This is a genomic window from Tessaracoccus luoxuelianae (assembly GCF_054483915.1).
The window spans coordinates 526,095-543,273 of the sequence record NZ_CM137013.1 but is presented as its reverse complement, the minus strand read 5'-3'; the positions used below and the strand labels follow the sequence as shown (position 1 = coordinate 543,273).

Sequence of the window (17,179 nt, the reverse complement as noted above, 5' to 3'; positions counted from 1 at the left end):
GCCATCCGGCATCCCCGTCAACAAGAAGTTGCCATTCGTTGCCCCGGATACTCCTGGGGGGTTGCCAAGCTCACCGGCAGCCCTCCAGGCGGGCACGACACGCCGTCGGGATCGCTCCCCATGGACCTATACGTGCACGGACTCCGGGTCCGACGGCGTTTCGTGCACGCCACGCAGACCCGTGGGCTGGTAGACGCAGGTGGGGTCCGAAGCCAAGGGGTCACCCAGCATGGCATGGGCTCTCGCCCGCGACCCTCCGCAGATCCAGTTGAACTCGCACACCCCGCATTTGCCCGAATACGACGAGGGGTCCCGCAACGCCTTCATCATCGGCGCCCCGGCGTAGATTTCGCGGAAGCTCTGCTCCTTCACCGATCCGCAGCGGTGCGGCAGGAACCCCGACGGGTAGACGTCGCCGATGTGGTCCACGAACGCGAAGCCGCGACCGCTGTTGACGCCGATCGGCGGACGCGGCGGCCGCCGCTCCAGGACCTCACCCAGCAGGGCGTCGGTCTCGGCAGTCAGCCAGGCATGCAATTCTCCGCGGACCGGCAACGGCCGACCGGCCGCGCGGGCGTCGTCGCGCTGGATGGCGACGCGACGGTAGTTCGGCGCTTCCGTGACCTTCACCGCGATCCGGTCGGAGACGTCGTGCAGCCAGTGCAGCACGTCCTCCATCTCGTCCGGATCGAGCGGTTCGAGGTTGGATCCGCGACCCATCGGCACCAGGAACAGCACGTACCACATGCCCGCGCCCATCTCCATGGTCCGCTTGAGCAGCTGAGGGAGCTCGCGCAGGTTGTTGCGGCAGATCGTGGTGTTCACCTGGAACCGGAAGCCGTGCTTCACCACCAGTTCGGCGGCCGCCATGGTGTCCTCGTAGGTGCCGTCGATGCCACGGAACGAGTCGTGGGTCTCAGCGGTGGCGCCGTCGAGGGACAGCGAGAAGGCCTTCACCCCGGCCTCGCGCACCGACGCCAGACGCTCGTCGGTGAGCAGCGGCGTGACCGACGGCGACAGCGCGATGGGCAGTCCGATGGAGGTGCCGTAGGCGATCAACTCCTCCAGATCGTCGCGCTCGAACGCGTCGCCGCCGGAGAGGATGACGATCGGCTTGGGGGTGCCGTAGGCGGCGAAATCGTCGAGGAGGGCCTTGCCCTGCTCGGTGGTGAGCTGCCGGGGGTCCGCCCGGGTGAAGGCATCAGCGCGGCAGTGTCGACAGGCCAACTGACAGGCTCGGGTGACCTCCCAGACCAGCACGTGGGGGCGCTCCCCGGCGTCGTGGTGGAGCGTGCGGACCACGCCCTTGCGGGCCTCGTGGGGGGCGGTGCCTGGGTGCGGAGTCACCGTCCGGATACTACACAGCGTCGTTTCGGAGCCGACCCCCACCCTCGCCGTCGAAAGTGCATGGTGGGAGCGCTATCAGATCGTTACAATTTCGCAACCATGTCAGGCCTCAGAATCGGTTGACAGCGCTGCGACTGCGCGACAGACTCAAGCGCAACGGAGAGACAACGCCGTCCGAGATCCGGCCCACAAGACACCGTGTGCGGAGTTCGCCCAGCGCTCAGCGCTTCGTTCATACCCGCACAACCCCACGAGGCGGCGTCGGTCCGCTCGAAGTGAACGTTCACAGGAGGAACGAATGAAGATGAAGAAGTTCGTAACCGCGAGCGCAGGCCTGCTCATGGCCTTCGCCCTCACCGCATGCGGTGGCGGCGGCGCCGGAACAGCCACCACCCCCGCCGCCTCGGGTGACGCCACGGCGTCCGCGAGCGCCCCCATGGAAGAGGGCGGCAGCGTCGGCGTGTCGATGCCCACCCAGACCTCCGAGCGTTGGATCGCCGACGGCGAGGCCGTCAAGTCCCAGCTGGAAGAGGCCGGCTTCGAAGTCGATCTCCAGTTCGCCAACGACGATATCCCCACCCAGGGCCAGCAGATCGACCAGATGATCACCCAGGGCGTCAAGGTCCTCATCATCGCCGCCATCGACGGCACCGCGCTGGCCCCCCAGCTCGAGAACGCCGCTGCGCAGGGCATCAAGATCATCTCCTACGACCGCCTGATCCGCGACAGCGCCAACGTCGACTTCTACGTCTCCTTCGACAACTTCAAGGTCGGCGTCGCCCAGGGCCAGGCCCTCATCGACGGCCTCAAGGCCCGCGGCGAAGGCCCGTTCAACATCGAGCTGTTCGCCGGCTCGCTTGACGACAACAACGCCTTCTTCTTCTTCAACGGCGCCATGAGCGTCATCCAGCCCGAGATCGACAACGGCACCATGGTGGTGGTCTCCGGTCAGACCGACATCGAGCAGGCAGCCACGCTTCGCTGGCAGCAGGAGACCGCGCAGAAGCGCATGGAGGACCTCCTCACCGCCAACTACCAGGGCGACACCAAGGTTGACGGCGTGCTGTCGGCCTACGACGGACTCTCCCGCGGCATCATCACCGCCCTGCAGAACAACGGCTACTCGGGCACCGTCGCCGACAGCTTCCCGATCGTCACAGGGCAGGACGCCGAGATCGCCTCCGTCAAGCTGATCCAGGACGGCATCCAGTCCTCGACCATCTTCAAGGACACCCGGCTTCTGGCCGAGCAGGCCGTCACAGCCGCCCAGGACCTCCTGGCCGGCAACGAGCCCGAGGCGAACAACACCGAGGATTACGACAACGGCGTGAAGGTCGTTCCGTCCTACCTCCTCGATGTTGTGACCGTCACCAGCGAGAACATCACCGAGGCGCTCGTCGACACCGGCTACTGGACCCAGGAGCAGATTGACGCAGGCGTTGCCTGATCCAGGCACCCGCGGTGGCCCGGCCCTTCAGGGGCCGGGCCATCGTCGCCCGTTGACAGCGAAGAAAGGCGACGCATGAGCGACACACAGAACATCCTCGAGATGCGCAACATCACCAAGACCTTTCCTGGTGTCAAGGCCCTCTCGGACGTCACGCTTGAGGTTGAGCGCGGCGAGATCCACACCATCTGCGGCGAGAACGGGGCCGGTAAGTCCACCCTCATGAAGGTGCTCTCCGGCGTGTACCCGCACGGCACCTACGAAGGCGACATCATCTTCGAGGGCAAGGAGTGCAAGTTCAACTCCATCAACGACTCGGAGCACGCGGGAATCGTCATCATCCACCAGGAGCTCGCCCTGGTCCCGCTCCTGTCGATCGCCGAGAACATCTTCCTCGGCAACGAGCAGGTCGAGCGCGGGGTGATCGACTGGCACAAGACCAACGCCGAGGCGGCGAAGTTGCTGGCCCGGGTGGGTCTGGACGAGAACCCCATGACGCCGATCAACCAGATCGGCGTCGGCAAGCAGCAGCTCGTGGAGATCGCCAAGGCGCTCTCCAAGCAGGTCAAGCTGCTCATCCTCGACGAGCCCACCGCCGCGCTCAATGACACCGATTCGGCGCACCTGTTGGACCTGCTCCGGCACCTCAAGGGGCAGGGGATCACGTCGATCATGATCTCCCACAAGCTCAACGAGATCACCGCCATCGCCGATGCCACCACGGTGATCCGCGACGGCATGACCATCGAGACCCTCGACAGAGGCCCGGACATGACCCAGGAACGGATCATCAAAGACATGGTCGGCCGCGAGCTGGACAACCTCTTCCCCGATCACACGCCCAACATCGGCGAGGAGATCATGCGGGTCGAGGACTGGACGGTTCTGCACCCCACCGTCGCCGGCCGGAAGGTCTCCGACAACGCCTCCTTCGACGTCCGCGCCGGGGAGATCGTCGGGATCGCCGGCCTCATGGGCGCGGGCCGCACCGAGCTGGCGATGAGCCTGTTCGGAGGGGCCTACGGCCGCAAGATCGGCGGGAAGCTCTTCCTCCACGGCAAGGAAGTCCAGCTCCATTCAGTGGCAGCAGCCATTGACGCCGGTCTCGCCTACGCCACCGAGGACCGCAAGCGCTACGGCCTCAACCTGATCGACGACATCCGTCGCAACATCTCGGCCGCCTCGCTGGACAAGATCGCCTCCAACGGGGTGGTCAACTCCAACGAGGAGATCAAGAACGCCGAGCGGTACCGCAAGGAGATGCGGATCAAGACCCCCACCGTGATGAACGTGGTGGGCCAGCTCTCCGGCGGAAACCAGCAGAAGGTTGTCCTCTCGAAGTGGATGATGACCTCCCCTGAGGTATTGATCCTCGACGAACCCACCCGCGGCATCGACGTCGGCGCCAAGTACGAGATCTACACCATCATCAACGCGCTCGCCGACGCCGGGAAGGCGGTGGTTGTGATCTCGTCGGAGCTCCCTGAGCTCCTCGGCATCTGTGACCGCATCTTCACGTTGGCCTTCGGACGCATCACAGGCCAACTCCCCCGCGGAGAGGCAACCCAGGAGAGCCTCATGAAGCTCATGACCAAAGAAAGGGAGGCCGCGTGATGGCCACCGTCAAGGACCTTTTCTCCAAGAACCTCCGCCAGAGCGGCATCGTCATCGCGTTCGTGGCGATCGTGCTCCTGTTCACGGTGCTGACCGGCGGGACGCTGCTCAATCCCATCAACGTCAGCAACCTGATCCTCCAGTACTCCTACATCCTGATCCTGGCGATCGGCATGCTGTTCGTCATCGTCGTGGGCCACATCGACCTGTCGGTGGGTTCCGTGGTGGCACTGGTGGGCGCGGTCTCGGCAACGCTGATCATCAAGAACGGCATGCCGTGGTATGTCGGCGTCATCGCCGGCCTCATCGTCGGCCTCGCGATCGGCGCCTGGCACGGCTTCTGGGTGGCCTACGTGGGCATCCCGGGCTTCATCGTGACCCTGTCGGGCATGTTGCTGTTCCGTGGCATGACGTTCCTCGTGCTGGGCTCGGTCTCCCTGTCCCCGATGACCCCGGAGTACCAGCAGATCGCCAACGGCTTCCTCAACGGGCTGTTAGGCGGTAACGGCTTCGACCTGTTCACGTTGCTCATCGGCGTGTTCGCCATCGCCGGCTTCGCCTGGACCCAGTGGCGCAGCCGCAGCGCCCGCATCCGCTACGAGCAGGAGGTGGAGGGCATGCCGCTCTTCATCTTCAAGCTGGTCGCGGTGGCCGTCGTCGTGATGTTCTTCGCCTGGAAGCTTGCCACCGCGCGTGGCTTCCCGATCGTGCTGATCATCCTGGCCGTGCTGGTGCTGGTCTACTCGTTCCTTGCCAAGAACTCGATCTACGGCCGTCACGTCTACGCCATCGGCGGCAACATCAACGCCGCCCTGCTCTCCGGCGTCAAGGTCAAGCGCACCATCTTCTGGGTGTACGTGCACATGGGCCTCCTCACCGGCGTGGCCGGCGTGGTGTTCTCCTCGCGCACCAACGGCGCCCAGCCGGGCGCAGGCAACATGTTCGAGCTCGACGCGATCGCGGCCTGCTTCATCGGTGGCGCAGCCGTCACCGGCGGCGTCGGCACCGTGATCGGCGCCATGATCGGCGGCCTGGTGATGGCCGTCATGAGCAACGGCATGCAGCTGATGGGCGTCCAGACGTCCATCCAGCAGATCGTCAAGGGTCTGGTGCTGCTGCTCGCAGTGGCATTCGACATTTGGAACAAGCGTCGGGCGGCGGCCGCCAAGGCCTGATCCGTCCGCAACGCGACACGGCGCCCGGGAGCCCCCCACTCCCGGGCGCCGTGTCGCGTCGCCACGGAAGACCCTACGAGTCGGAGCTCCCCCTACCCGTTGGCTGAGGAGCCGCGGGTCGGCGACGAGGGCTTCCCCGTTGGCTGAGGTGCCGCGCAGTGGGCTGGAGCCCTCCCCGCTGGCTGAGGTGCCGCGAAGCGGCCTCGAAGCCTAAGAAACGCGAGCCGACAAGCCAACTCGCCCGACGCGTCGAGGCCTCGACACCGTCGCCGACCCCCCAGCAACCCCCAGAAAAACTTCTCAAAGAATTTCTGCCCGGCGCCCCTGCTGGGAGCCAAAAATGTCAGTGGTCGGACATAGCGTGGAACCCATGAAGGACAAGGCGCGTGAGATCGCGGAGCAGTTGCGCTCCGCCGACGAACTGCGCCGCTTCGCCGAGGCCCAGACCCTGACCCTGCTGTGTGACCTCGCGGAGCACTACGAGGTTGACTACGACCAGGTCGTTGAGGTCCTCGCCGAGCGCAGGGTGGTGGTCGGGGGTATCGGGACCCCGGCGGTCTCCGAGTTCATCGGCCTGGAACTGGCCGGCCTGCTGCGCTGCCCACCCATTGTGGCGGCCTCGAAGCTGGCAGATGCTTTGAGCCTGAAGCACCGCCATCCCTGCCTCTACGCGGCGGTGCAGGAGGGCCGGATCGAGGCGGGGCGGGCCTGCAAGGCGGCGTCGATGTGTCTGGACCTGCCGGTCGAGGGGGCCGATGCGGTCACCGACCGCTGGTTGGGTAGGCAGGACGGGTTGGGTTGGACGGCCGCGTTCACGCTGTTGAAGAAGATGATCATCGAGGCTGATCAGGCCCGCGCCGCGGAACGCGAACGGCGGCAGCGGGCCTCACGCGGGGTGCACGTGTGGGGGTTGCACGACGGGGTGATGAACCTCACCGGCCGCTTGGATGTGCTCGACGCCCGCTACCTGGATGCTGCCGTCGACCGCATCGCCGACCTGCTGGCTGTCGAGCAGCCCGACACATCGAAGACGATCCTGCGCGCCAAAGCCCTCGGAGTGCTCGCCAACCCGGCCTACGCCCTGGCGCTTCTCCAGCACGCGGCGCAGCCCGCCCTCCACGACAGCCTCGCCGCCGCCCTCGACACTGCCCCGGCCCCCACCACAGCCAACGCCCCGGACACAGGGTCAGTCGGCTACGGCGGCGGACCTGCGGAGCCTGCGCCTGTCGATGGTGGGCAGCGTCATGATCCGCACTGCCTCGGCGCGTTGTGTGGCACCATCACCACCCCACTGGCCAAGCTCCGCCCCAAGCTGGAGCTGGCCGTCCACATTCACGCCGACGCCCTCGGCCAGCTCACCGGCACCGCCCGCATCGACCGCGCCGGGCACATCACCACCGCCCTGCTGGCCGAACTGCTCCCGGGGGTGGATGTCACGGTGCAGCCTGTGATCGATCTGCCCGCAATCCCCGCCGAAGACCACTACGCCCCATCGGCCGGGTTGAAGAAGGCCCTGCTGTTGAGCATGGACCACGAAATGTTCCCCTACTCCAAACGGCGAGCCAACGGCCTGGACCTGGACCACACCCAACCCTTCGCATCCGGCTGCCGCGGGCAGACCCGGAGCGGGAACCTTGCCCCACTCAGCCGCAGGGTCCACCGCGCGAAAACCGCCCGCACCTGGCGCGCCGACCAACCCAGACCAAGCCAGCTCCACTGGTCCAGCCCCCTGGGCTACCGCTACGAAGTCACCCCCACCGGCACCCGCATGCTTGTGTGAGCGGTCGCGTCGGAGGAGCGCTGCGGGAGGTGAGGCGACGGCGACGCCCCGAACGGGCTGCCCACTGGAACGTGTGATCGGTGGGGCCCGCGATACCCCGTCGCCCATTAGGCTGGGGGCAAACGGAAGGGGCAGCCTGTGAAGGGCGTTGTCGTGTTCTCCGGGTCGGCCCACGCCGCGCTCGCCGACGAGATCTGCAGCCACCTGGGTCTTCGTCGTTCAGGCGTCAAGATCTCCCGTTTCAGCAACGACTGCCTGCAGGCGCAGCTGCTGGCCAACTGCCGCCAGCGCGACGTCTACATCGTGCAGCCGCTCGTGCCGCCCACGCAGGACCACCTGATGGAGCTCCTGCTGATGATCGACGCGGCCCGCGGCGCCTCGGCCGGCCAGATCACCGCCGTGATGCCGCACTACGCCTACGCGCGCTCGGACAAGAAGGACGCGTCGCGGATCTCGATCGGCGGGCGGCTGGTGGCAGACATGCTGTCCACGGCAGGGGTGGACCGGGTGCTCACCATGAACCTGCACGCGCCCCAGGTGCACGGCTTCTTCTCGGTTCCCGTGGATCACCTCACCGCACTGGGGGTGATCGCGGACCACTACCGGGATCGGGACCTGAGCAACACCGTCGTGGTCTCCCCGGATCTGGGGAACGCGAAGCAGGCCACGCTGCTGGCCCGCCTCCTCAACCTGCCGGTCGCGGCCGGGTCCAAGCAGCGCCTAGCAGACGACCGCGTGGTCATCGACGCCATCGTCGGCGACGTGGCCGGCAAGCGGGCCATCGTGCTGGACGACGAGATCGCCACCGGAGGCTCCATCGTCGAGATCGTCACCCGGCTAGGGGACTTCGGCTGCGAAGAGGTGTCGGTGGCGTGCACTCACGGACTGTTCGCGGGCCAGGCCGTGGAGAAGCTGCAGAACGTGTCGCGGATCGTGGAGGTGGTCTCCACCAACACCGTGCCCCCGCCCGAGAACTTCCCCGGCCTGACGGTGCTGAGCGTAGCGGGACTGTTCGCCGACGCCATCGACCGCATCCACAACGGCCGCTCGGTGAGCAAGCTGTTCAACGACGTGGACCCGTCCTATGCACCGCCCCCGCTGCCAGAAGGCCTCTTTTAGCCCCTTTTAGCCCTCGTCGCTAGTCCTCGACGCGCCGGTCTCGGATTCGGCGCGCCACCTCGCGCCACGACGGTACGACGACGCCCTCCTCCGCCATCAACCGGCGCAGGCGTCGCCTGCTGAGCTGGATACCTACGATCCCCACCGCGAAGAAGGGGATCTGGAGCAGCCACGCGAGGCGGAGTTGCTCCGGGGTATAGGCGCTGCCCCCCGAGAGCCAGTCCAGGAAGAGGCCCATGATCAGGATGAGCACGGTGCCGCCCACGAAGCCGCCCGCGATGACGATGCCGTTGGCGGCTCCGAGCCGGGTCACCGGGAGGTTGGTGCGGGGGAAGTCGAAGCCCACCCCGGTGCCGGGGCCCGCCACCGCCAGCGCGAGCACCAGCAGGACCAGCAGCGGTAGCGGGGCGCGCCCCGGCCACAGCAGCACGGCCGCCCAGCACGCGATGACGGTCCACACCAGGATCATCACCAGGGTGCTGCGCCGCAGCGGGTGCCGGGCGGTGAGCGACCCGACGACGGGGCCGGCCACCATCGATGCCACCGAGAGCAGCGCGAAGAGCCCGCCCGCCTCGGCCTGCGACATTCCCTGGCCGACGACGAGGTACGGGATCCCCCACATGAACACGAAGGTGATGCTGGAGAATCCAGAGGTGAAATGCACCCAGAAGCCGAGTTGGGTGGCGGGGTGCATGGAGACCCCTCTGATCCGGCCGGGGATTTCGCGAATGGGGTCCACCACCACCGCCGACGCCTGCCCGGGGGGAGCGTCGCGCACCCACGCCATCACGAGCACTGCGGCCAGGACGCTGAAGGCCACTGTGATGAGTAGGCCCGTCTGCCAGCCCATGAGCTTGATCAGCGGAAGGACCGCGCCCACCGCCGCGATCTGGCCCAGTGCGCCGACCATGCCCGTGACCTGGCTGAGCACGGGGACGCGCTGCGGCGCGAACCAGCGGGGAAGGAGTCTGAGCACGGAGTTGAACATGCAGGCGTCGCCGATGCCGAGCAGCACCCTGGCGACGTAGGCCGTGGACAGGTCGTCGGTGGTGGCGAGCATCGCCTGCCCGCCGGCGATGACGAGGGTTCCGCCGGTGAGCATGAGGCGGGAACCGTACCTGTCGAGCAGCAGGCCGACGGGCACCTGGGCAAGCGCATACGTGGCGAGTTGCAGCACGACGAAGGTGGAGATGATGCCGGGAGTGGTGCCGAAATGATCCGCCGCCTCAAGCCCCGCGACGCCGAGGGCGGCACGGTGCATGACCGCCAGCGAGTACCCGAAAACGCCGACTCCCCAGACCACCCAGGCCGCTCGACCGTATCCGCTCGCCACCACGCGTGACCTCCCGGGACGATCCTATGCCGATGACTGATGAACCCACGCCCGCGGCTGGGCTGTCGCGGCAACCGTGGGCAACAGAGGCACCGGCGGCCGACGTCGTCGTCGGGGGTCGGCCCGGTTGCCGGGAAAGCGCCGGGCCGACCGGCCGGCCGCAGGAACGGTGGACGCCGTTCCTACCCCTCCATCGTCGCATCGTCGACATGGGAGCCCTGGTGGGGGTGGAGGGGCCGCGCACCGTACACAGGTGTATTCTGCGTTCGTCCTCGCTGCCCCGTTGCGACCCCTCAGATGGTGGCGATGTCGATCACGTAGCGGTAGCGGACCTTCGACGCGACGACATTGTCGTACGCCTCGTCGATCTGGTCCGCGCCGATGATCTCGACGATAGGCGCGAGCCCGTTCTCAGCGCAGAAGTCCAGCATCTCCTGCGTCTCCCGGATCCCACCGATGTTCGATCCGGCCAGCACCCGGGCCTGCCCGGTGAGCACGCCGAGGTGCACCGACGACGCGTTCTCCGGCAGGCCGACGTTGACCAGCACCCCGTGCGCCTTGAGCAGTTTGAGTAGCGAATCCAGCTCGACGCCGTCGGAGACGGTGGTGACGATCAGGTCGAACGAGCCCCGGAGAGACTTCATCACCCCGCGATCCTGCGTGGACACGTAGTCCGTGGCGCCGAGCTTGAGCCCGTCGTCGCGCTTGGCCAGAGTGCGGCCGAGAACGATGGTCTCGGCCCCCATGGCCGCCGCGATCTGCACGCCCATGTGACCGAGGCCGCCCATGCCGACGATGCCCACCCGTTTGCCAGGCGCGGCGCCCCAACGCTTCAGCGGGGAGTAGAGCGTGATGCCGGCGCACATCAGGGGGGCGGCGTGCTCGAGGCGCATCTGCTCCGGCACGCGCATCAGGTAGTCCTGCTCCACGGTGATGCCTTGCGAGTAGCCGCCGTCGGTGGGCAGCCCGTCGCGACCGGTCCCGTTGTAGGTCCAGACCGCGCCTGGCCGGCCGGTGCAGAACTGCTCCTCACCCTGGAGGCACATCTCGCAGGTGCGGCAGGAATCGACGAAGCAGCCGACGCCAACGCGATCACCCACCTGGAACCTCGTCACCTCCGAGCCCACCTGCCTGACGACGCCCGCGATCTCGTGGCCGCCGACGAACGGGTAGTGGATGGGCCCCCACTCGCCGCGGGCGGTGTGGATGTCCGAGTGACAGATGCCCGTGTACGCGATGTCGAAGTACACCTCGGTGGGGCCCGGCTCGCGACGGCTGATGGTGGTCCTGTGATAGCGGCCGGTGGGTGAATCGATGGCGTAGGCGGCGACGTCGGGCATGACTTCCTCCATGAAGCAGATCCGTGGGACAGCTTGCGATGCTACCCCGTCAGCTTCTACTCGCCGCCGAGACCTTCCATCCACGCCGCGACCTCGGCGCCCGGCGCCGGCTCCTCGGCCGTCTCGGACGGCAGCGTGCAGTTGGGCGCGACGCCTGCTGCGGGCCCGAACTCCTTGCCACCGAAGATGTAGGTCTTCGCGTAGTCGTAGTAGGCGGCGTGCTCGCCCGAGTCGTACGGATTGTCCAGCGCACAGCGGCCCACGTAGTAGCCGACGACGTCGGCGAACGTCTCCGTGACGCTGCGGCCCGCGTACTCGCTGAACCGGCCCTCACGGGCGAAGAGCTTGGTGAACACCGTCCAGTACTCGGGGTTCTCGTAGCGGTCCGAGTTCCGCACGTGGCCGAGCTCGTGGATCACGAGGCGCACGAGGCGGCCCTCGTCGCCGCTGTCCAGCGCGCGCTGGAACTTCGCGAAGTCCAGCGTGACGTGGTTGGTCTTCGTCAGGCTCCAGTCACCCCAGGCGTAGCCGGAGATGTGGGCGGCGTTGAGGCCGAGAGCGCCGTGCACGTTGGCCTGGAGATCCGCGCGGTAGGTGGTGCACTCCACCGCGTCCAGGGTCTCCCACAGGATCTTGATGGAGGGCCGGCGCTGCTCGGTCCACTGGGATCCGGCGAGCTTGAAGCCGAAGGTGGCCGCGAGTTGTTCCTTGAGCTGCTCGATCGACGCGTCAGCCGGGTAGGGCTTCGTCGAGGGGCACGGGGTGGGGATCCCGGTCACTGATGCCACTGGGGCGGGGGCGATGGGCAGCGCCTGGGCGGAGGTGGCGACGACGGAACCCGCGGCGACGACCAGGGAGGCCGTCAACGCTGCGATCCACTTGCGCACAAGCTCTCCCACTCTTCACAGTCAACGACCCCAAGAATCTCTCAGGATTCTCAGATAGTCAAGCTGGTGTGCTTCGTTCACAGGACTCTGGGGATAAGGGTGTGGATAAATCGTTCAAATGGGGCGAACTTGTCCACATCCGGGTTCTGGGCTCCGAAGTGACCCTCTGCTCCTCTTACATTTGCGGCCGGAAGGGAGGCCCGATGCACGATCAGAAACGGCCACACACGCCGGAACCCGCTGCGCCCGCCGCGCCCCGGCCGGCCGAGGTCCAGCTGCGCGCACGCCGCAGCCCCAAGCTGATTGCCCTGGGAGCGATGCTCGTGGCGCTCGGCGGGCTCGGCGCCGCAACCCTCTATTCCATGAACGCGGACCACCGCGCGGTCGTTGTGATGGCCACCGACGTGCGCCGCGGGGACGCGATCGAACGGGAGGATCTTGCGGTCCTTGAGGTCCCCGAGAGCCTCGGGGTCGAGGCGCTGGGCGCCGCGGAGCTGCCGGGCCTCGTCGGGCAGCGCTCGCTGACGGACCTCCCGCAGGGCGCGTTCCCGCTAGCACGCCACGTCGGGGAGGATCCACTTCCCAGCGGGCAGGCCCTCATCGGGCTGCGCCTCCCGCTCGGCAAGCTGCCCACCGCTGACATGCCGCCAGGCACCGCCGTACGCCTCGTCGGACTTGTGGAGGGCACGAGCACCGCCGCCCGTGCGGTCGTCGCCAGCTCGCCGGTGCTCCTCGACGACGGGGCCAGCTTCTCCCTGGACGTCCGGGTCTCCGATTCAGACGCGGATGCCGTGGCGCGGCTCTCCGCTGCGGACCTCCTCGCCGTCGTCGTGGTCAGGGGGCAGTGATGGCGGTTGTCCTGCTCGCCTCGGCCACCGGCTCGCCCGGGGTCACCACCACCGCCCTGGCGCTCGGCCTGGCCTGGCCGCGACACTCGCTGGTGGCGGACTGTGACCGCGACCCCTCCCAGGCCATCCAGGCCGGCTACCTCCGCGGCATGGACCACGGCGGGCGGGGTCTGATGGCCCTGGCGCAACTCCACCGGGAGGGAACCGCGCTGGCCCCCGAGCTCTGGCGGCACACGCTGCCCCTCACCCAGGGAGGGGACCGGGAGCGGAGGTTCCTCCCCGGATTCTCGACGGCGGGGGCGTCCAGGCTGTTCGAGCACGTGTGGGGCCCACTCGGCGAGGCGCTGGCCTCCCTGGACGACCGCGGGATCGACGTGCTGATCGACGGCGGACGGATCTCGTCGGCGGGGCTGCCGCTGGGCCTGCTCGCCGCGGCGGACGCCGTTGTGGTGTGCGTGCGGTCGTCGCTGCGCTCACTTGCCGCGGCCAGGATCCATCTGGCCACGGTGGAGGAGCAGCTGCGCTCCATGCCGTCCCCCACAACGGCGGGCCTGGCCGTGGTGGGCCCAGGCCGGCCCTACGCGGCGGGAGAGATCGCGGCGCAGTTCGGCCTCCCCTGCTGGCTGGAGCCGTCGTGGGACCCACGCCAGGCCGAGGTGCTGAGCGACGGCGCCGTCGAGCCGAGGCGGTTCCACGAGGGAGGGTTCATGGGCAGTTTCCGGGCGGACGCGAAGGCGCTGTCAGAGCGCCTCACCCGTACCCGCCAGGCCGTGGCCGCGGTGACGGTGAGGGCCTGATGAGCGTCGGACAACTACCTCCGCTGGCGGGGGCGCTGGGCAGGCTGGGGCTCATGCCCGCGGACCCCGGGCCCGCGGCCCCTGCCCCTGATCCCTCGTCCGCCCGCAGGGCCGCCGCGCCGTCGGCAGGCGGGGCTTCCATTCCCCAGGACGTGGACTGGCAGCTCGTCGTCGGCCTGCGGCGCGAGGCGGTGGAGCTCATCTCCAACGCCTCCGCCGAGTGGCAGGCCACCCGCAACCAGCCCATGCCGGAGGAGGACCGCCGGGTCCGCGGCCGCGCCATCATCCGCAGCGTGGTGCACGCCCGGGCACAGAGCCTCGGCGAGGCCGGGGAGGCACTGTGGCCGCTCGAGCTGGAGCTGCGCTACGTCGACGCGGTGGACAACGCCATCTTCGGCTACGGCCGGCTCCAGCCGCTGTTCGAGATCCGAGACGCCGAGAACATCGAGATCCACGGCTGCGACACGGTCACGGTGCAATACGGCGACGGTCACCGCGAGGCGCACGCCGCCGTCGCGGACACCGACGAGGAACTGGTGGACGCCATCCGCTTCCTGGGTCAGACCGCCACGCCGCCAAGGCCGTTCGACGACCTGCACCCCACGATGACACTGGCCCTGGGCAATCGCTTCCGGCTGCACGCCATCGGGTTCGGACTCTCGTTCAGGCCGAGCGTGGTCATCCGGCAGCACCTCCTGACCGACGTCACCCTGGCCGAGCTGGCAGACGACGGGATGCTGCCGCCGCATGTCGCGCGCCTGCTGCAGAGCGCAGTGATGGCTCGAAAGTCCATCGTCATCTCGGGAGACCAGGGCGCGGGCAAGACCACACTGCTGCGTGCACTGATCGCGGCCATCCATCCCACGGAGCGGTTCGGCACGCTGGAGACGGACTACGAGCTGCTCACCCACCTGCTGGGCAACCGTCGCAACATCCTGGCGCTGCAGGCCAGGGTGGGGATGGGCGAGATGGCTGGCGGGACGAGCGTGGGATCCTACTCGGTGGCGGATCTCATCCCTGAGGCGCTGCGGCAGAACCTCACCCGGATCGTGGTGGGCGAGGTGCGCGGCTCGGAGGCGGGCGCAATGTTTGAAGCCATGCAATCCGGCGCGGGATGCCTGGCCACGACGCACTCGCATTCGGCGTCGTCGACGATCGACCGCCTGGCGGCCAGGGTGGCGCAGGGCCGGGTGCTGAGCGTCGAGGACGCAATGCATCAGATCGCCCATCACCTCAACTTCATCGTCCACGTCACCCTCCGCGACGACGCCTGGCGTGGCGGCACGAGACTCCGGTTCGTCTCTGAGGTGAGGCAGCTCACCGGATCCGTCGAGGCGGGCAGGCCGGCCACGCACCTGGTCTATCGCGCGGCCACGCCCACCCAGCCCGAGCTCTTCCAGCCCGAGGCGGCGATGGCGGCGGAGTTGGCGCAGTTCGACGGGGCGGGCCCGTGGGGGTGATCCTGGCGGCGCTGTCCGGATCGACGCTGGGCCTGGGTCTGCTGCTGGTAGGGCTCGGCTGGCGCCGCGCCGAGCGGTTATCCACACCGAAGTCCACATGCCTGTGGACAAGAGTGTCGCGGTGGTGGACAGGGCTGTCGAGGGCCCGCCGGGGCTGGTTCGCGGCCGCCGGGGCCGCGGGGGTGGTGGCCGGCCTCGCGACGGGCTCGGTGATGGCGCTGATCCTGCTCCCCGCCATCTCCATCGCCATTCCACTGCTGCTGAGCGCGCCGCCCAACCGCGAGATCGAGATCCTGGCCGCCCTGGACCGCTGGGTGAGGCTGATCGCCACCTCCCTGTCCTCGGGTAGATCCATCCGGGACGCCATCTTCAGCACCCGCCAGCAGGTGGCGCCGGTGCTGCGCGAGCCCGTCGCACGGCTGTGCACGCGCCTGGATCAGCGCTGGCAGGCCCGGGATGCGCTGTTCGCCATGGCCGACGAGCTGGCCTCCGCAGACGCGGACGCGGTGGTGGCGGCCCTGACCATCGCCTCCGCGAAGGGCGGCGCGGGCGCGCGGGCCACCCTCGGTGCCATCTCCGACAGCATCCAGGCACGCCTCGCCGCGCTGCGCGAGATCTCCGCCGAGCGCGCCAAGCCCCGCGCCGTGGTCAAGCAGGTGACTTTCATCACCCTGGGCGTGCTCGTCGGGGCGTTGGTGATGAATCCGCAGTTCTTCGCCCCATACACCACCCCCCTCGGCCAGCTGATCGCGCTCGGACTGGCCGCCGCCTACCTGGGCTGCCTCGTGATGCTGCGCCGCATGACGGTGCCGCCCGTGGCGCCCCGCTTCCTCCGGAGCGCGCAGTGATCGGGGCGGCAATCGGATTCGGCATGGTGGCCGGCCTGGGCGCCGTCGTGATGGTGCGGGGCTTCACCACTCCCCCGGTGCGGCTGGGAGACGCGTTGGCTCTCCTGGACAGTCGTCAGCCGACGGCGTCGGCGTCGGCGCCCGCCGTCGGCGTGGAGGCGCTGGGCGAACGGGTGCACAGGCGCCTCAGGCTCCCGCTGACCGCCCGCCAGCAGCAGTTGCTGCTCATGCAGGGCCGCAGCGTGGGGGACTTCTTCGTCGAGAAGCTCGTCTGGACGGCGGCCGGGCTCCTGCTCCCGGTGGTGTGGGCCGCGTCTCAGATGGCGTTCGGCGGCTCACCAGGCCCCGCGCCCCTGGCCATCGGCCTCGTGGCCGCAGTGGTCGGCTACTTCGTTGCTGACCTGCGGCTCCGCGGCGGGGCGGAGCAGGAACGCCGCGCCGCCACCGACGGCATCCACACGTTCTTCGATCTCGTCGTGTTGGAGCGGTTGGCCAACTCGTCGGCCGCGCAGGCGGCGGCGAGCGCGGCTGGTGTCTCCGATTCGCCCCTCTTCCGGAGGATCTCATCCGGCCTCGAACGCGCCCGCATGGAGCAGTCCCAGCCATGGTCCGAGCTGCGGGAGGTGGCCCGGGAATGGAACGTGCCGGAGCTGGCGGACTTCGCGGACGTCATGCAGCTGGAGGAGCAGGGCGCGGGCCTGGCGGACGTCCTTCAGGCTCGGGTGCGCGAGCTGCGCGACGCCCACCTGGGCGCCCAACGCACCGCCGCGCAGGAGGCGAGCGAGGCGATGTCGCTGTGGATGACCATCCCCGCCCTGATTCTCGGTCTTGCCCTCCTGGTTCCGCCGCTGCTGAAGCTGTTGGCCACCTGATGTCAAGACCCGGACCACAACTGTGGACGACTATCTACTCTTTCGCCCGCACCTGTGGATAACTCAAGAACTGGCACTGCCCCCCACCACAATCATCACCAGGAGGTTCCCATGTCACCCATCCATCACCTCGTCGGGCTGCTCGTCACCCTTCGTCACCTGCCCCGCGAGCGCGATGAGCGAGGCCTCAGCCAGAGCACGGAGAACGCCATCCTGCTCGCGGGCGCCGCCGCCATCGCCCTGGTGGTCATCACCGCCATCACCGCGTACGTCACAGACCGCCTCCCCAGCTGACATGCGCGCGCACTCAGC

At 68.4% G+C, this 17,179-nt stretch carries 15 protein-coding genes; 11 read left to right on the top strand and 4 right to left on the bottom strand.

Annotated elements, in window-relative coordinates; translation table 11 throughout:
* Positions 1-126 precede the first annotated feature (126 nt).
* Positions 127-1,347: a TIGR04053 family radical SAM/SPASM domain-containing protein gene (locus tag ACX1D1_RS02220; RefSeq protein WP_459055739.1), complete on the bottom strand. Its 1,221-nt coding sequence runs from the start codon at positions 1,345-1,347 to the stop codon at positions 127-129.
* 304 nt (positions 1,348-1,651) lie between these two features.
* Between ACX1D1_RS02220 and chvE the strand changes: the two genes are divergently transcribed.
* The 5 genes from chvE (at position 1,652) to ACX1D1_RS02195 (ending at position 8,482) form a co-directional block, all read left to right on the top strand.
* Positions 1,652-2,794 (top strand): multiple monosaccharide ABC transporter substrate-binding protein, encoded by a 1,143-nt coding sequence (chvE, locus tag ACX1D1_RS02215; RefSeq protein WP_459055738.1) that lies wholly within the window; start codon positions 1,652-1,654, stop codon positions 2,792-2,794.
* A gap of 75 nt (positions 2,795-2,869) precedes the next feature.
* Positions 2,870-4,408, top strand: a complete 1,539-nt coding sequence (gene mmsA, locus ACX1D1_RS02210; protein WP_182783541.1) for a multiple monosaccharide ABC transporter ATP-binding protein — start codon at positions 2,870-2,872, stop codon at positions 4,406-4,408.
* Entirely contained in the window at positions 4,408-5,583 is a 1,176-nt protein-coding gene (mmsB, locus tag ACX1D1_RS02205; protein ID WP_182783568.1) for a multiple monosaccharide ABC transporter permease, read from the top strand. Before mmsA ends, mmsB begins: the two co-directional genes overlap by 1 nt.
* Before the next feature lie 370 nt (positions 5,584-5,953).
* Positions 5,954-7,363 carry a hypothetical protein gene (locus tag ACX1D1_RS02200; RefSeq protein WP_459055737.1) on the top strand — a complete coding sequence of 470 codons (1,410 nt, stop codon included), beginning with the start codon at positions 5,954-5,956 and terminating at the stop codon, positions 7,361-7,363.
* A 138-nt stretch (positions 7,364-7,501) separates the two neighbouring features.
* Positions 7,502-8,482, top strand: a complete 981-nt coding sequence (locus ACX1D1_RS02195; RefSeq protein ID WP_182780992.1) for a ribose-phosphate diphosphokinase — start codon at positions 7,502-7,504, stop codon at positions 8,480-8,482.
* 19 nt (positions 8,483-8,501) lie between these two features.
* On the opposite strand, the gene ACX1D1_RS02190 is transcribed toward ACX1D1_RS02195, so the two are convergent.
* The 3 genes from ACX1D1_RS02190 to ACX1D1_RS02180 form a co-directional block, all read right to left on the bottom strand.
* Positions 8,502-9,818 carry an MFS transporter gene (locus tag ACX1D1_RS02190; RefSeq protein WP_459055736.1) on the bottom strand — a complete coding sequence of 439 codons (1,317 nt, stop codon included), beginning with the start codon at positions 9,816-9,818 and terminating at the stop codon, positions 8,502-8,504.
* A 290-nt stretch (positions 9,819-10,108) separates the two neighbouring features.
* The gene (locus ACX1D1_RS02185) at positions 10,109-11,155 is read right to left on the bottom strand and encodes an NAD(P)-dependent alcohol dehydrogenase (protein WP_182780993.1); all 1,047 of its coding nucleotides are present in this window, start codon (positions 11,153-11,155) and stop codon (positions 10,109-10,111) included.
* Positions 11,156-11,211: 56 nt separating this feature from the next.
* Positions 11,212-12,054 (bottom strand): hypothetical protein, encoded by an 843-nt coding sequence (locus tag ACX1D1_RS02180; protein ID WP_459055735.1) that lies wholly within the window; start codon positions 12,052-12,054, stop codon positions 11,212-11,214.
* A gap of 191 nt (positions 12,055-12,245) precedes the next feature.
* On the opposite strand from ACX1D1_RS02180, the gene ACX1D1_RS02175 reads away from it, so the two are divergent.
* From ACX1D1_RS02175 to ACX1D1_RS02150, 6 genes are all read left to right on the top strand, one after another.
* Complete coding sequence (locus ACX1D1_RS02175; RefSeq protein ID WP_459055734.1) at positions 12,246-12,890, top strand: CpaB family protein; 645 nt, start codon at positions 12,246-12,248, stop codon at positions 12,888-12,890.
* Positions 12,890-13,687 carry a hypothetical protein gene (locus tag ACX1D1_RS02170; protein ID WP_459055733.1) on the top strand — a complete coding sequence of 266 codons (798 nt, stop codon included), beginning with the start codon at positions 12,890-12,892 and terminating at the stop codon, positions 13,685-13,687. The genes ACX1D1_RS02175 and ACX1D1_RS02170 overlap by 1 nt, the downstream gene beginning before the upstream one ends.
* On the top strand, positions 13,687-15,147 hold the full coding sequence (locus ACX1D1_RS02165; RefSeq protein ID WP_459055732.1) for a TadA family conjugal transfer-associated ATPase: 1,461 nt from the start codon (positions 13,687-13,689) through the stop codon (positions 15,145-15,147). The genes ACX1D1_RS02170 and ACX1D1_RS02165 overlap by 1 nt, the downstream gene beginning before the upstream one ends.
* Positions 15,138-15,995 (top strand): type II secretion system F family protein, encoded by an 858-nt coding sequence (locus ACX1D1_RS02160; protein ID WP_459055731.1) that lies wholly within the window; start codon positions 15,138-15,140, stop codon positions 15,993-15,995. The genes ACX1D1_RS02165 and ACX1D1_RS02160 overlap by 10 nt, the downstream gene beginning before the upstream one ends.
* Entirely contained in the window at positions 15,992-16,867 is an 876-nt protein-coding gene (locus ACX1D1_RS02155) for a type II secretion system F family protein (RefSeq protein WP_182800575.1), read from the top strand. Before ACX1D1_RS02160 ends, ACX1D1_RS02155 begins: the two co-directional genes overlap by 4 nt.
* Before the next feature lie 111 nt (positions 16,868-16,978).
* Positions 16,979-17,161 (top strand): hypothetical protein, encoded by a 183-nt coding sequence (locus tag ACX1D1_RS02150; protein ID WP_182781000.1) that lies wholly within the window; start codon positions 16,979-16,981, stop codon positions 17,159-17,161.
* The last annotated feature ends 18 nt before the right edge of the window (positions 17,162-17,179 follow it).

Bases quoted from the DNA above. Each gene is read 5' to 3' on its own strand.
- chvE (WP_459055738.1), top strand. From the start codon at position 1,652: ATGAAGAAGTTCGTAACCGCGAGCGCAGGCCTGCTCATGGCCTTCGCC.
- mmsA (WP_182783541.1), top strand. From the start codon at position 2,870: ATGAGCGACACACAGAACATCCTCGAGATGCGCAACATCACCAAGACC.
- mmsB (WP_182783568.1), top strand. From the start codon at position 4,408: ATGGCCACCGTCAAGGACCTTTTCTCCAAGAACCTCCGCCAGAGCGGC.
- ACX1D1_RS02200 (WP_459055737.1), top strand. From the start codon at position 5,954: ATGAAGGACAAGGCGCGTGAGATCGCGGAGCAGTTGCGCTCCGCCGAC.
- ACX1D1_RS02185 (WP_182780993.1), bottom strand. From the start codon at position 11,155: ATGCCCGACGTCGCCGCCTACGCCATCGATTCACCCACCGGCCGCTAT.
- ACX1D1_RS02175 (WP_459055734.1), top strand. From the start codon at position 12,246: ATGCACGATCAGAAACGGCCACACACGCCGGAACCCGCTGCGCCCGCC.
- ACX1D1_RS02170 (WP_459055733.1), top strand. From the start codon at position 12,890: ATGGCGGTTGTCCTGCTCGCCTCGGCCACCGGCTCGCCCGGGGTCACC.
- ACX1D1_RS02165 (WP_459055732.1), top strand. From the start codon at position 13,687: ATGAGCGTCGGACAACTACCTCCGCTGGCGGGGGCGCTGGGCAGGCTG.
- ACX1D1_RS02150 (WP_182781000.1), top strand. From the start codon at position 16,979: ATGTCACCCATCCATCACCTCGTCGGGCTGCTCGTCACCCTTCGTCAC.